Source organism: Corynebacterium sp. HMSC034H07 (genome assembly GCF_001815175.1).
Classification (GTDB): Bacteria; Actinomycetota; Actinomycetes; order Mycobacteriales; family Mycobacteriaceae; genus Corynebacterium; species Corynebacterium hiratae.
The window spans coordinates 147,705-162,043 of sequence record NZ_KV819530.1; the positions used below are offsets into that span (position 1 = coordinate 147,705).

A 14,339-nucleotide genomic window follows, 5' to 3' on the forward strand; every position below is an offset into this window, starting at 1 on the left:
CTCCTCAAAGAATCGGGGGTTTTCACTCCATTTTCAGTAGCTGATAGTTACAGTAAAGCGAATTTTCACTATGTTTTCAATAGTGGGGGTGGGTGAGGGTGCCCCACCCTGATGGCTGTGCACGAAGTGAAAGGTGATTCATATGTGAAAAGCGCTAGAGTAGGGAAATGATGAAAAAGTCTCTTCAGCACCGTTCTTCGCGCCTTCTGTCTGGCCTGGCTTCTGTCGTGGGCGCGTGCTCGCTGGCCATTGGGTTTGCTGCCCCCGCAATGGCTGGCGAGGGCGTGCCGGTTACCCAAGGCCAAAAGATTGTCGCCTCCGATGGTTCTCTGTGCAGCATCGGCTATGTTGAGGCCACTCGGGCATGGACCTCGGCGCACTGCGGTCTCAATGGCGAGCAGATGTATAACGACGCAGGCCAGCACGTAGGTACGCTGCGCTGGTTCAAGCCCTCGGGTGCGGCGGGGCATGACCTGGCTTATATCCAGTTTGCCGGTGGGACCTACTCTGCGGGAAACCCGCTCACCGGAGATGGAATGGCACCCGTGCCTAGTGAGGGATCAACGGTGTGCTTCGACGGGCAGGCTACCGAGCGCCAGTGTGGCACCGCGGTGCGTGGCCCGGGGCTCTTCCCAGGAATGAACTACGTTGTGGACGTGGCGTTGGCGCCAGGGGACAGCGGTGGAGCAGTCTCCGTGCCGGGGCAGCCGGGTGTGGTGGGCATCTACCAGGGGATCACTCAGGCTAGCCGCGATGGGCAAACCATAACCTTCTCTAACTATGCTCGCATGCCGCGAGCAGACGAGCTGGCGCACTTGCCGCACCAAGGCTGGGTGCCGCGTCGCCCCAACCGGGAGCCGGGAAACCCAGTGCGCATGGTGCAGGAGAGGGGAGAGGCGCTGTCTTCGACGAGCAGCACGGGTCCGGAAGGGTTGCGTGGCCTAGCCATGTACTTCGGGCTAAGTATTTAAACGGCTGGTATCTAGGCGGATGGGAATTCGTAGGCGAGCTTTAGCGTCCCGCTTTCCCCGGAGCGTCGTGGGATAGCGCGGCGGTGAGGCGGGAGGAGGCGTCGACAAGCACGTCAGCGAACTTCTCCGCTGGGGAGGGGCGGAATCGTTCGGCGGAGCCGGAGACGGAGAGCACGGCGATAAAGTTGCCGGCGGCGTCGAAGACGGGGGCGGAAACGGAAGCGAGATTCGATTCGCGCTCCTCGATGGATTCGGAGTAGCCGTTGGTGCGCGCGAGCTCGATGTCGTGCTCGCTAAAAAGGGCATCGGGAACGTGTACATCCGCAAAAGCTGCGAAGATGCGGGCGGCTGAGCCGGAAGTAAGGGGTAGTTGGCGGCCGACGGGTACGACGTTGTGCAGGCCAATCTCCGGCTCGCGTGTAGCAATGCACGTGCGGGTTGTTCCAGATAGCTCATAGAGCTGTACGGACTCACCGGTGGCCTCAAGGAGCTCTTCCATGATGGGCCCGGCGGTTTCAATGATGCGATCGCGGTTGCCGGGAAGGGCGGGGCCCGCACCCCACTTTCCGTCGGGTGTGCGGGTGAGGATCCGGTGTGCCTCGAGTGCTGTGGCGAGACGGTGTGCGGTTGCTCGGGGCAGGCCGGTGGTCTCACAAAGCTCGTTAAGCGTGGAGGGGCGGTTGGTCGCGGCCATCATGATGGCAACTGCGCGATCCAATACCTTTATTCCTGATACTGCGCTATACTCTCCCATATAATGAAATCTACGTCCCATTAATTGAGATTTCAAGTGGAGAGAAACATGACTGAGAAATTGACACTCGCAGAGAAGGTATGGCGCGACCATGTCGTGCGCAAGGGGGAGAACGGCGAGCCTGATCTCCTCTACATTGACTTCCAGCTCTTGCATGAAGTTACCAGCCCGCAGGCCTTCGACGGTCTGCGCCTGGCTGGACGGACGATGCGGCACCCTGAGTTGCACTTAGCCACGGAGGATCACAACGTTCCCACCGTGGGTATAAAGACCGGAAATCTCCTGGAGATTAAGGACGAAGTTTCCCGTACACAGGTGTCTACCCTTCGCAAGAACTGCGAGGAGTTCGGCGTACGCCTGCATTCGATGGGTGATGCCCAGCAGGGCATTGTCCACACCGTTGGTCCGCAGTTGGGTATCACCCAGCCCGGCATGACCATTGTGTGTGGTGACTCGCACACCTCGACGCACGGCGCCTTCGGCTCCATTGCCATGGGCATCGGTACCTCCGAGGTTGAGCACGTCATGGCCACTCAGACGCTTTCGCTCAAGCCTTTCAAGACGATGGCTATCGAGGTTAGCGGTGAGCTGGCGGAAGGTGTTTCCGCCAAGGACTTGATCTTGGCTATCATCGCCAAGATTGGCACTGGCGGCGGCCAGGGCCACATTATCGAGTACCGCGGCGAGGCCATTCGCAAGATGTCGATGGAAGCGCGCATGACGATCTGCAACATGTCCATCGAGGCTGGTGCCCGCGCTGGCATGGTTGCTCCGGATGAAACAACCTTTGAGTACGTCAAGGGCCGCGAGTTCGCCCCGCAGGGCGAAGACTGGGACGCAGCGGTCGAATACTGGAAGACGCTGCCGACCGACGAGGGGGCCGATTTCGATACCGTCGTCGAGATCGATGGCTCCGCCCTCACCCCGTTTGTCACCTGGGGCACCAACCCGGGCCAGGGTCTGCCGTTGAGCGCTGCGGTGCCCGACCCGGAGGAGTGCGGGGACGATGGCGAGAAGGCCGCAGTCGAGAAGGCCCTGGCGTACATGGACCTCACGCCGGGCACGCCGTTGCGCGATATCCAGATCGACACTGTCTTCCTGGGATCGTGCACGAACGCTCGCATCGAGGACCTGCGCGCCGCCGCCGAGGTGGTCAAGGGGCGCAGTATCGCGGCTGATACCCGCATGATGGTGGTCCCGTCATCGGCCGTGGTCAAGGCGCAGGCTGAGGAGGAAGGCTTGGACAAGATCTTCACCGATTTCGGCGCTGAATGGCGTACCGCGGGTTGCTCGATGTGCCTGGGCATGAACCCGGACCAGCTGAAGCCGGGGGAGAGGTCGGCGTCGACAAGCAACCGCAACTTTGAGGGCCGCCAGGGCCCCGGTGGCCGTACCCACTTGGTGTCCCCGGCCGTTGCCGCGGCGACAGCAGTCCTGGGCCACCTGGCCGCACCAGCTGATATCGACGATGCCGCCGTAGCCGGCGCCTAAGGAAAGGGAAAAGACAATGGAGAAGTTCGTAACTCATACTGGCGTCGGCGTTCCGCTGCGAGTTTCCAATGTGGATACCGACCAGATCATTCCTGCGCGCTATCTGAAGTCCGTCAAGCGCACTGGCTTTGCCGAAGGCCTGTTTTCTAACTGGCGCAGCGACGAGAACTTCATTCTCAACCAGGAACCGTTCAAGGAAGGCTCTGTGCTTTTCGCGGGTCCGGACTTTGGTACCGGTTCTTCTCGTGAGCACGCGGTGTGGGCGCTTGCTGAGTATGGATTCAAGGCGGTGTTTTCCTCCCGCTTCGCCGATATTTTCCGCGGCAACTCTGGTAAGGCCGGGCTGCTGACGGGGCTCATGGAGCAAGAAGACATCGAGCTCATCTGGAAGCAGTTGGAGTCCGGTGAAACCGAAACCACCGTGGATTTGGAAGCGCGCACGGTTACCGTCGGCGGCAACAGCTATACCTTTGAGATCGATGACTACACCCGTTGGCGCCTCATGGAGGGACTCGACGACATTGGGCTGACCCTGCGCAATGAGGACGATATCGAGGCTTTCGAATCCGCACGCCCGGCATTCAAGCCCCGCGTCGTGGCGTCTTAGCGTGAGCAATGGGGGTGTGGGAGTGTTCCCCGCCTCCTGTGGCGCCGGACACATATCGGCGTTAACATCCTCGGCATGAGCAATCCTTATCAAAGCTTTAGCGGGGACAGTGGCAATCAGTTCGGCGGTGCAGGTGGGTATGGCGATTATGACTATCACCAGTCTGGGAGTTACGGCTACCAGCAACCCAACGGCTACGGCTACCAGCAGCCGGGAAGCTTTGGGTACCACCAGCCCGGCGCCGCGCCTGGCAATCCACCAGGCGGGGCCCCGCGCAGCCCATCGACGCCATGGATATTGTGGGCCAAACCTTCAAGGGCTACCTGAAGCAGCCTGTGCCAGGGATGCTGGCCATGCTGGTGCATCTCATTATCTCTTTTGCTCTTCTTCTTGTGCCGGGAACCGTTTTAGGCGGAATCTCCGCAGCGATGGAAGAAAGCGGCAGGGACATTGAACCCCTGGTTCCTACCGTGGGGATACCTCTTATGGTGGTCATGGCGCTAGCCGCCTACGCTTATCTCTGCTGGATGATGGCGAACCTCTTCAATGGTTCCCGCAAGATCGCTGATGGGGAGAAGGTCACCTTCCGCGACTACTTTAGGTTTGCGCAGCTGAGTGGTTGCGCCGGTGTCTATGCTTGCTTCTTTATTTTGGTAACGCTCGGATCTATTGCGGGTGGCTTCCCCGGACTGATTCTCTATGCGCTCCTGTGGCCAGCGCCCGTGATCAAGGCGGATGACCCCGATAAGCCTCTCATGGACTGCTTCCGAGAGGCCCTCGACCTAATCATGGAGAATCTAGGGCAGTCGCTGCTCTTTATTCTGGTCTGTTCCCTCATCACGAGCTTTGTCGTATTTATCCCCATCGTCGGCTTCCTTGCCGCCTATCCGATCTGGGCGCTCGGGATGGTCCTTTTCACCCGCGCTATACAGCGCCGCCCTGCAGCACGGTTTGAATAAGGCAGCAGGGCGGCGTAGAAACTCCTGAGGGACGTGGGCGATGCCCTGCTCAGCGCACGGGAAGCGGGCTAGCTAGATAATCTGCGCCCGTAAGCTCACCGTCGTTGAAGGAAAGAACCCACACCGAAGCTTTCTTGAACTTGAGTTCTTCGATCGGCTCTTGAATGAACTTCGGTGCATAGGACTCGATGATGCCGGGGATTGTCAGCCCTTGGCTGACGATGACCGGAACGCCGCCGCCGTCGACCACGCGCTGAAAGGCGGCGCGGGCGGTCTCAGGTGATTCAGCAAAGACATCATCGCCGAATGCTTTGTTAACGGCGATGTCCATGCCGAGTTCATCGGCCAGCGGGGCAGCGGTGTGCTGGCAGCGCTGCGGCGGGGCGCTATAAATGGCGGTCGGATGGAAAGGCGTGAGCATCGGCACGAGCATCTCCGCCTGGCGGCGCCCCTTCTTATCCAGCGGGCGCAGGTCATCATCACCCTCCCAGGTGCGGCGCTGGTGCGCGCGGGCATGGCGCACGTAGAGAACGCGGGTCGTTGGTGCGAGGCGCAGGCGCTTCTTTGCCTTGGCCAAGACCTGTGCATCAACGTCATAAGAGAGCAGTGCGCAGGCATCATCGATCTTCATCCAGCGCAGCTCGTCGGTTTCCTGATTCGGGGTGTATTCGCCATCGAGCACCCGCGCCAGCCAGTAGTAGACCACCTTGGTGCGGCCTTGTACTGGGTAAGCTACCTTGCCGATGAGTTTGCCCAAGCGCACGGTATAACCGGTTTCCTCGAGGATCTCGCGCGCGGCGGTAACAGGAAGGGATTCGCCCGGATCCACCTTGCCCTTGGGCAGTGACCAATCGTCATAGTGCGGGCGATGAATGAGGGCGACTTCCGGATCGTGCGGGTCACCGCGCCAGAGAACCGCACCGGCGGCCAGGGTCGTGCGCTTAAACTCATCGGCCGGATCGACGGGCACTTCTTGGTGTCGGCCAGAAATAAAGACCTCGGATTTGATGTCTTTGTCCGTCTCGTGCATGTTCTTTGCCTTGGGCATGCTGCTCCTTTTGCGCCAGTAGCTTCTAACCTTTTTCCATTTTCCTCCACTCACTGCCGCGATGCAGCCTTACGCGCCGAGCGTGCTTTAATGCCGAGCGTGCTTTAATGGGGAAAGCCGATATACCGGGAATCTACAGTGAGGTGGCACATAGTGAACGTAGCAGTATTGGGTGCGGGCTCGTGGGGAACTACGCTGGCAAAGGTTTTTGCCGATGCCGGCAATGACGTCCGCTTGTGGGCGCGCCGTGAAGAGCTAGCCCAGGCCATCAATGCACGCCACGAGAACCCGGATTATCTTCCAGATCTTCCGTTGCCCGCCTCCATCCGCGCTACCACCGATCCAGCTGATGCGCTGGAGGGTGCGGACATCGTCATTTTCGGCGTCCCCTCGCAGACCTTGCGGTCCAACCTGGAAAAATGGGCGCCGTTGCTGCCGGAGGATGCAACTTTAGTATCGATTTCCAAGGGCGTGGAGAAGTCGACGCTCAGCCTGATGAGCGAGGTGATTGCCGATGCCGCCGGTGTTTCCCCCGACCGCATTGCGGTGCTCTCCGGGCCCAACTTGGCCAAGGAGGTGGCCCAGGAGCAGCCGGCAGCTACGGTTATTGCGTGCCGCGACGCCGACCGTGCCAAGGCTGTCCAGCATGCCGCCGCAGCACCCTATTTCCGGCCCTATACCAACACCGATGTCATCGGCGCGGAAATTGGCGGTGCTTGCAAGAACGTGATTGCACTTGCCTGCGGCATGGCTGCGGGTAAGGGGCTGGGAAACAACACCATGGCCAGCATCATTACTCGAGGTCTCGCGGAGATTACTCGTCTCGGCGTGAAGCTGGGAGCGGACCCGTTCACCTTCTCTGGTCTGGCTGGTATGGGTGACCTCGTGGCAACCTGTAGCTCGACGTTGTCCCGCAACCGCACCTTTGGCTACCGCCTCGGCCAGGGCGGCACCCTGGAGGAAGCCACAGCCGCCACCAATGGCCAGGTAGCGGAAGGCGTTATCTCTTCCGATTCCATCTTTAGGCTGGCGCAGCGCGCGGGCGTAGAGATGCCTATTACCCAAGCGGTCTTCGGTGTGTGCCACCGCGGCGTGACTGTCGACGACATGATCGTGGCTCTGATGGGTCGCACCAAGAAAGCTGAGTAAAGCCGAGTAAAGTTGCTCGGTATGACTGAAGCGAATCCTGTGCGCGTGGCCGTAGTGTACGGCGGGCGCAGCTCCGAGCATTCAGTGTCGTGCATCTCCGCCGGCGCAATCATGGAGCACCTTGACCCGGACAAGTATGAGGTTGTGCCGATCGGCATCACGCGAGAGGGCACCTGGACTCAGGGCAGTCGGGAGGGCCTCGGCATCGTAGATGGGCGCCTGCCCGAGGTAGAGCTGCACGATGAGCTGGCGCTTTCCCTCAACCCCGCCACGCGCGGACGCATCCACAACGTCACTCGCCATGAGCACTACACCGAAGTGGATGTCATTGTGCCGGTTCTCCATGGACCCTACGGTGAAGATGGGACGGTCCAGGGGCTTTTCGAGCTCTCCGGCATCCCTTACGTGGGCGCGGGCGTGCTGGCCTCGGCCGTGGGCATGGACAAGGAGTTCACCAAGAAGCTGCTGGTTGCGGAAGGTCTGCCTGTGGCGCCCCAGGAGGTGCTCACTGGGGAAGCCACGCTGAGCGACGCCCAAAAGGAGCGCCTCGGCCTGCCTGTCTTTGTGAAACCGGCGCGCGGTGGTTCCTCCATCGGTGTGTCCAAGGTTTCGGCGTGGGAGGATTTCGCGGACGCGCTGGCCCTAGCCTACGAGTCCGACGAGAAGGTCCTTGTCGAGCCGGAAATTCGCGGTGCAGAGGTGGAAGTGGGCGTCCTCGAGCACCCAGACGGTAGCCTCCAGGCTTCCGTTCCCGCCAAACTTTTGGGCACTACGGAGTCCGAAGAAGGCTTTTATGACTTCGATGCCAAGTACATCGACGAGGGCGTTTCGGCGGAAATCCCTGCGCCGTTGAGCGATGAACTAACCGCTGAGCTCCGCCAGCGCGCTATTGAGGCTTTCCGTGCTCTGGGCGCTGCCGGCCTGTCCCGCGTGGATTTCTTCGTCAGCGAGGATTCCTACTGCATCAACGAGGTGAACACCTTCCCCGGCTTCACACCCATCTCGATGTACCCCCAGGTATTCGCCGCCGTGGGTGTGGGCTATGCCGAGCTGCTGGATACCCTCATCCAAACCGCGCTCGCGCGTTCCTAGTCCTTAGCCCGCCTAGTCCCTCAGCTGAGTGCGAAGGGCAGGCGGTAGAGGAGCAGGCCGCGGTTGCTACTGGGAAGGGGTGGCGGCCACGAGGGCGTCGCTCAGCCGCACCAGCGCGGAATTGGCTGCCTCCTGCGGAGCAGACAGCGCGAGATCCTCCGCCCGGCCGAGCGCGAACCACGTGCCGGCCGTGGTGCCCTCCGCCAGGGTGGTGTCCTCGAACCAGGGCACGTCATTGACCTGCTGAAGCTGGACACCTGCACGGTAGTTCTCCGGTGCAGCCGCACCACAACGCACGACGATCTCTTCCTGGCCCGGCGCGCTGTAGACCCAGGTGTTCTTGTCACCGACATCCTCGCGGCGCGAGTAGCCCTCCGCGAGGGTCTCCGGCAGGGCCTTTTCCAGCCGGCTGCACATGGAATCCGGGCCCGCCTTCAGCTGCGATAGCGGAGCGGCATTGGGCTGTTGCTGTTTCTGTTCCAAGTGGTCGAGAGCATCACCGAGACCCTCCGGGGCGTCGTCGCGCGCGTTGTCGGAGGTGGTGGTGACCGCGACGGCGGGAACGCGCTTGGTGCTGTACCACGTCGTGAGATTCGAGCCGGGAGTGGCGTCGACGACCTGCAGCCAGGATTCGCCGTCGGCCTCGACGGTCTGGGAATACTCAGTAAATTGCTGCGGCAAGTCAACACCGCAGCGCAGCGTTATCTTGTCCTCCGAGCTCTTCGCCCACGCCGCAGCACCCGCGGGAGCTGGCTCGACAAGATCGACGCGTGGGTACCCCAGTAGTTTGTCTGGCAGCGCATCGACCACGGCGGCGCACTCGGGGGAATCCGCGGCCTCAGATGGGGTGGGAGGCAGCGCCACCGGTTGCTGGGCAGCGGTGGTGAAGACGTATTTTGCCCCAAAAATCACCGCGAAGACCATCGCGATGGCGATCCCGAGTGAGACGTAGATTGCGGTGCGGTTAAATTGGGTATCCATAGGGGCTTATCCTATCGCTGATAGTCCAGGAAGAACGAACGTGGACGGTGCGCACGCGTATAGTGCGTGGCCCGCGCAACACAAAGGAGTCCGTGACGGTGGGTTTATCGCATACCCTCGACCAGGCCGGTGAGCGGCAAGTCATCCATGAGATTGTCACCGCCGCCCCGAGTGCGCTCAATGGTGACGATGCCGCGGTGCTGTACCCGGCAGCGCCCAATTCCCGCACGGTGGCAGCGACAGACATGATGGTAGAAGGCAGGCATTTCCGCCGGGATTGGTCGACCGCTGCAGAAATTGGGCAAAAGGCCATCGTGCGCAATTTCGCCGATATCGAGGCGATGGGTGCCCGGCCCACCGCAGCACTGCTGGCTATTGCTGCCCCAGGGGAGACCCCGGTGGATTTCGTGCGGGGGATTGCGCAGGGCATCGCTGAGCGCTGCGCGGTCTATAACGCAGAGCTGGTCGGCGGCGACCTTACCCGCAGCGACAGCTTGGTCATCAGTGTCACGGCGATGGGCTCCTTGGGAGGAAGTGGAGCGCCGTTGACCCTGGATGGAGCACGCGCGGGCCAAAAGCTGGTGGCGCACGGCAAGATTGGCTACTCCGGAGCGGGCCTTGCTCTGCTCCAGCGCTTTGGCCGCGCGCTGCCCCCGGAACTAGAGGAGCTGTGGCCGTTGGTCGACGCCCACTGTGCACCCACCCTGAGCCCCGGGCGTGGGGTTATCGCTCGGGCAACGGGTTCGACCGCGATGACAGATAATTCGGATGGCTTAGTGCGTGATGTGGGGCATTTGGCACAACGCTCCGGGGTGCGCATCGACCTCGACCGCGCAGCTATTGCCCCGGATCCGCTCCTAGCTGCTGCCGGCGCGGTGCTCGATATTGATCCCTGGGAATGGGTCCTGACGGGAGGGGAGGACCACACGTTGTTGGCCACCACCTACAAGGCCGCTCCCTCTGGGTTTCGGGAAGTGGGCCGGGTGGTGCGCGGTACCGGTGTCACCATCGACGGAGAAGAGCCTCGCTACCGCGAAGGCTGGGAGGGATTCGCGTGAGCCACATCGATACCTCTCGCATTCACTATTCGTGGATGCCCCACATCCGGCAAGCGCTGGAGGAGAATCTGCCGCGCCTTGAGCAGCAGATCGGCCAAGACTTCCTGCCCCCGGCCGAGGACGTATTCGCTGCCTTGTCGCTGCCCCTCGATGACGTACGTGTCCTCATCGTGGGCCAGGATCCCTATCCCACCCCGGGCCATGCCATGGGCTTGTCCTTTTCTACGCGCCCCGGGGTGCCGGCTCCCCGCTCGTTGCAGAATATTTACGCCGAGCTTCACGACGACCTCGGGATCACCGGCCGCGCGGATGGGGACCTGCGGGCGTGGTTTGACCAGGGCGTGCTGCTGCTTAACCGAGTGCTTACCGTGGCCCCGGGCCAGGCCGGCTCGCACCGCAGGCTTGGGTGGGAAGCGATTACGGAGGCCGCCATCAGAGCACTGGCGGGGCGCGATATCGTGGCCATCTTGTGGGGGCGCGATGCCCAAACCTGCCAGGCCTTCCTGCCAGGGACGGAATGCATCACCTCCCCGCACCCTTCACCCCTGTCAGCACGACGCGGCTTCTTCGGATCGCGTCCATTTTCCCGGGCGAATGCGGCCTTAGAGGCCCGTGGCGTCTCGCCAGTGGACTGGCGCTTGTAGACTAACCAACATGTCTTATCCCGCCGAGTTGGATGCCCGTAGCCTGCACGAGTGGGCCGCGCGAACCGTTAAGGAGCTACAGCGCCGCCGCGCCGAGATTAACGCCCTCAACGTGTTCCCGGTCCCCGATTCTGACACGGGATCCAACATGGCGCACACCATGGAATCTGCCCTGGCGGAGGCCGATAAAGGCGAGATGGACGTGGCTGAAGCCCTGGCCATCGGTTCGGTACGCGGAGCGCGCGGCAACTCCGGGATGGTGCTGTCCCAGGTATTGCGCGGGGTGGCTGACGCCACGACGGATTCGCGGGTGGATGGTTCGGTCTTGGCGGATGCCCTCTCGCTGGCCGTCACGCTGGTCGACCGTGCTCTGGCCTCCCCAGTGGAAGGCACCATCATCACCGTGCTGCGTGCCTCGGCCGCCGCTGCTACTAAGGCCGCCGAGGAGTTCGGCGCGCAGCTGCACGGTATTGTGGTCGCGGCGGTCGACGCCGCCCGGCAAGCCTTAGCGGAGACTCCTTCCCAGCTGCCGGCGCTGCGCGAGGCCGGTGTTGTAGACGCCGGCGGAGCTGGCTTCGTCATCTTGTTGGAATGCTTGCTGGCCCAGCTCACCGGTGAAGACACCGTCCCCGAACCTGTGGCTATAGAGACTGTAGGGGCAGAGCCCACGCAGAGCGAATCGCTGCCGTCTCACGGAGAGAACTGTGCCGCGCCACAGCCAGGGGCCGGCGCGGAGATTGAAGTCATCTTCTTCTTCGAGGGAGACCTCGCCCAGCTCGAGGAGGCCCTCAACCCGCTGGGCAATAGCCTCGTCATCGCACGAGCCACGGAGGATTCGGCCAGCGTGCACATCCATAGCTGCCAAGCTGGTGCGATCATCGAACAAGCCTATGGCCTCGGAAAAGTCAGTAACCTGCGCCTCGAGGTGCTTCCCTCCGCCGGCGATACAGCGGCCGGCGAAATGCAGGCCGCCGACCGTGCCGGGCGGCGAATCTTCGCCGCAGTGCCCGAAGGGGCCGCCCGTGAGCTTTTTGAAAAGGCCGGGGCGGATACCGTCAAGCCCGGCGACGGCCCTCGCCACGCGAAGACGGGTGACCTCTTCTTGCCCAACGGCTTCGGCGGTGCGCCTGGTACAGCCACGCTTATCCCGACTGATTCCCTCGTGTCCGGACTCGCCGCGCTGTCGGTCTACTCACCGGGTTCCACCCACACCGCCGAGGCCGTGGCCGCCATGGCGGATGCCGCACGCTCGATGCGGGTGGTGCATCCGGATACAGAATCCATCGACGGGATTGTGGCGTCGTGCCGCAGCCAATTGGCCTACGGCGGGGAGCAGATCACAGTGCTCACCGGACTAGAGATCGATGAGGACGAGCTGGCGCAGCTTTTGGGCGTCGATGTGGTGGTGCTGCGGGTTCCCGGGCTGCGTACCGAGATCGGGGTGGAGTAAGCCATGCTGGGGTGGCAGGATGACCGTGCGCTGACGGAGATTCTGGCAAAGAAGGATGCCTCAGCAATCAAGCGAGCCTTCGGGTACACCACGTGCGGCGAGCTGCTCAGCCACTATCCACGGGACTACATCCGCCACAACAAGGACGTCGGCCTCGGCGGTGCCGAGGACGGTGACCACGTCACCATCACCGGTGTCATTGAGGATGTCCGCGTCAAGCACACCTCCAAAGCCATGGTCTTTATTCTCTACATGGATAGTGGAGTCCAAGCCTCTTTCTTTAACGCGCACTACGTGCAGCGCGTGCTGGGGCGCGGCATGCGCGTCATGCTGTCTGGCAAGCTGAAGTACTTTCGGGGATATCCCAGCCTGCAGCACCCTGACTTCCTCATCCTCGATCCCGGCCGTTATCAGGAATCCTTGCTGGATAGCACGTCCGGGCAGGGGACGGGCTCGCTGAAGAAGCTCTCCCAGTTCGGTTCACTGGACACCTTCCTGCAGCGCGAGTGGATCCCCGTCTACCCGGCGAGCGGGAAGGTGACATCGTGGTACATCATGGGTGCTATCCACAAGGTGCTGGAAAATACGCCTTCGATTCCGGAGCCACTGGACTACCGCATGATGGTGACGCTGGACCAAGCCGTCCGTGAGATCCACGAACCGGGTGAGCACGGGCCCGAACGCGCCATCCAACGCCTGAAATACAATGAGGCGCTGTCGATTGGGCTGGTCATGGCCCTGCGCCAGCGCGATGTCAAGGCGCGTACGGCAACCCCGATGCCAGCGATTTTGGACGGCTACCGCGACGAACTGCTCAGCGAGCTGCCCTTTGAACTGACTGCGGGCCAGCGCCGCGTCATCGCGGAGATCGACGCGGACCTGTGTGGCACCGCGCCCATGATGCGTCTGCTGCAGGGCGAGGTGGGCTCGGGCAAGACCCTGGTGGCCACGTGCGCCATGCTGCAGGCGGTCGACGCTGGCAAGCAGGCTGCCCTTCTCGCGCCGACGGAGGTGCTGGCGGCGCAGCATGGGGCGTCGATTAGCGCCAGCGTTCCCGAAGGAGTCACCGTCACCGTGTTGACCGGCTCGATGAAGACGGCGGAGAAGCGGCAGGCGCTGCTGGAGATTGTCTCCGGCGAGGCCGATATCGTCATCGGAACGCATGCCATCATCCAAGACACGGTGGAGTTCTTTGACTTGGGCCTCGTCATCGTGGATGAGCAGCACCGATTCGGCGTGGAGCAGCGCGATAGCCTGCGCACCAAAACCCGGGAGGGCACGAGCCCCCACCTGTTGGTCATGACGGCGACACCGATCCCGCGCACGATTGCCATGACCGTCTTCGGCGATTTGGCCGTGTCCACTCTCAAGGAGCTGCCAGGCGGGCGAAAGCCTATCTTGTCCGCGGTGGTGCCCGAATGGAAACCGGAATGGGTACGCCGCGCCATCGAGAGAATTCGCGAAGAGGTAGAAAAGGGCCACCAGGCCTATATCGTCTGCCCGCGGATTGAAGGCGAAGGCGGCGTGGAAACGATGTCCGTACAGCTGCGCAACTTGCCGTTGCGGGGGCTGCGGGTGGAGATGCTGCACGGCAAAATTCCCGATAAGGATGAGGTCATGGAGCGCTTCGCCCGCGGGGAAATCGACGTCCTCGTGGCGACCACCGTCATCGAGGTTGGCGTCGACGTGCCCAACGCCACCGTGATGTTAATCCGTGAATCGGAGAATTTTGGCGTCTCGCAGTTGCACCAGCTGCGTGGGCGCGTGGGTCGCGGTGGTAACGACTCCGTGTGCTTGCTGCATACCACCGCCGAGCCCGACAGTAAGTCCTACCGGCGCATCCAGGCCATCGCGGATACGCCGTCAGGTTTTGATTTGGCGGAGCTAGATCTTCGGCAGCGCCACGAAGGGGACATCCTAGGAACGCTGCAATCTGGCACCAAGCGCACTCTGAAGCTGCTGGATCTCAGCCATGATAGGGACATTGTTGAGCGCACGCATGCTGATGCTGCCGCATTGGTGGAGCGCAATCCCGAGCTAGCGGTGGAGTTGACACACAATTTGAGTGCGGATGAGCAGGAGTTTTTGGAGAAGAACTAGGTCAGTCACCGCGCGCAGCTGTGGGGAGATAGGGT

General features: G+C 62.1%; 13 protein-coding genes. 10 read left to right on the forward strand and 3 right to left on the reverse strand.

The genetic code is table 11. From position 1 onward, the window contains the following. Positions 1-167 precede the first annotated feature (167 nt). Positions 168-971 carry a chymotrypsin family serine protease gene (locus HMPREF3009_RS07805; protein WP_046649066.1) on the forward strand — a complete coding sequence of 268 codons (804 nt, stop codon included), beginning with the start codon at positions 168-170 and terminating at the stop codon, positions 969-971. 40 nt (positions 972-1,011) lie between these two features. Here HMPREF3009_RS07805 and HMPREF3009_RS07810 read toward each other — a convergent pair whose 3' ends face one another. Continuing rightward, a complete protein-coding gene (locus tag HMPREF3009_RS07810) occupies positions 1,012-1,725 on the reverse strand; it encodes an IclR family transcriptional regulator (RefSeq protein ID WP_046649067.1) in 714 nt (237 codons plus the stop codon). Positions 1,726-1,773: 48 nt separating this feature from the next. On the opposite strand from HMPREF3009_RS07810, the gene leuC reads away from it, so the two are divergent. From leuC to HMPREF3009_RS07825, 3 genes are all read left to right on the forward strand, one after another. Next, entirely contained in the window at positions 1,774-3,216 is a 1,443-nt protein-coding gene (gene leuC, locus HMPREF3009_RS07815; protein ID WP_049154909.1) for a 3-isopropylmalate dehydratase large subunit, read from the forward strand. Between the two features lie 16 nt (positions 3,217-3,232). Further along, positions 3,233-3,823 (forward strand): 3-isopropylmalate dehydratase small subunit, encoded by a 591-nt coding sequence (leuD, locus tag HMPREF3009_RS07820; RefSeq protein WP_046649069.1) that lies wholly within the window; start codon positions 3,233-3,235, stop codon positions 3,821-3,823. A 290-nt stretch (positions 3,824-4,113) separates the two neighbouring features. Further along, positions 4,114-4,782, forward strand: a complete 669-nt coding sequence (locus HMPREF3009_RS07825) for a hypothetical protein (RefSeq protein WP_232761024.1) — start codon at positions 4,114-4,116, stop codon at positions 4,780-4,782. Positions 4,783-4,831: 49 nt separating this feature from the next. Here HMPREF3009_RS07825 and HMPREF3009_RS07830 read toward each other — a convergent pair whose 3' ends face one another. Beyond that, positions 4,832-5,830, reverse strand: a complete 999-nt coding sequence (locus HMPREF3009_RS07830; protein WP_046649070.1) for an NUDIX hydrolase — start codon at positions 5,828-5,830, stop codon at positions 4,832-4,834. 150 nt (positions 5,831-5,980) lie between these two features. On the opposite strand from HMPREF3009_RS07830, the gene HMPREF3009_RS07835 reads away from it, so the two are divergent. After that, on the forward strand, positions 5,981-6,979 hold the full coding sequence (locus HMPREF3009_RS07835) for an NAD(P)H-dependent glycerol-3-phosphate dehydrogenase (protein WP_070681350.1): 999 nt from the start codon (positions 5,981-5,983) through the stop codon (positions 6,977-6,979). 21 nt (positions 6,980-7,000) lie between these two features. Beyond that, a complete protein-coding gene (locus tag HMPREF3009_RS07840; protein ID WP_046649071.1) occupies positions 7,001-8,071 on the forward strand; it encodes a D-alanine--D-alanine ligase family protein in 1,071 nt (356 codons plus the stop codon). 66 nt (positions 8,072-8,137) lie between these two features. Here HMPREF3009_RS07840 and HMPREF3009_RS07845 read toward each other — a convergent pair whose 3' ends face one another. Next, positions 8,138-9,052 carry a DUF3515 domain-containing protein gene (locus HMPREF3009_RS07845; RefSeq protein WP_070681161.1) on the reverse strand — a complete coding sequence of 305 codons (915 nt, stop codon included), beginning with the start codon at positions 9,050-9,052 and terminating at the stop codon, positions 8,138-8,140. Between the two features lie 92 nt (positions 9,053-9,144). Here HMPREF3009_RS07845 and HMPREF3009_RS07850 point away from each other — a divergent pair, with 92 nt between their 5' ends. From HMPREF3009_RS07850 to HMPREF3009_RS07865, 4 genes are read left to right on the forward strand one after another with little or no spacing between them, the layout of a single operon-like run. After that, positions 9,145-10,110 carry a thiamine-phosphate kinase gene (locus HMPREF3009_RS07850; RefSeq protein WP_118783636.1) on the forward strand — a complete coding sequence of 322 codons (966 nt, stop codon included), beginning with the start codon at positions 9,145-9,147 and terminating at the stop codon, positions 10,108-10,110. Between the two features lie 35 nt (positions 10,111-10,145). After that, positions 10,146-10,754, forward strand: a complete 609-nt coding sequence (locus HMPREF3009_RS07855) for a uracil-DNA glycosylase (protein WP_198531126.1) — start codon at positions 10,146-10,148, stop codon at positions 10,752-10,754. 10 nt (positions 10,755-10,764) lie between these two features. Then, a complete protein-coding gene (locus tag HMPREF3009_RS07860; RefSeq protein WP_070681166.1) occupies positions 10,765-12,204 on the forward strand; it encodes a DAK2 domain-containing protein in 1,440 nt (479 codons plus the stop codon). Between the two features lie 3 nt (positions 12,205-12,207). Beyond that, a complete protein-coding gene (locus HMPREF3009_RS07865) occupies positions 12,208-14,304 on the forward strand; it encodes an ATP-dependent DNA helicase RecG (protein WP_070681169.1) in 2,097 nt (698 codons plus the stop codon). Positions 14,305-14,339 lie beyond the last annotated feature (35 nt).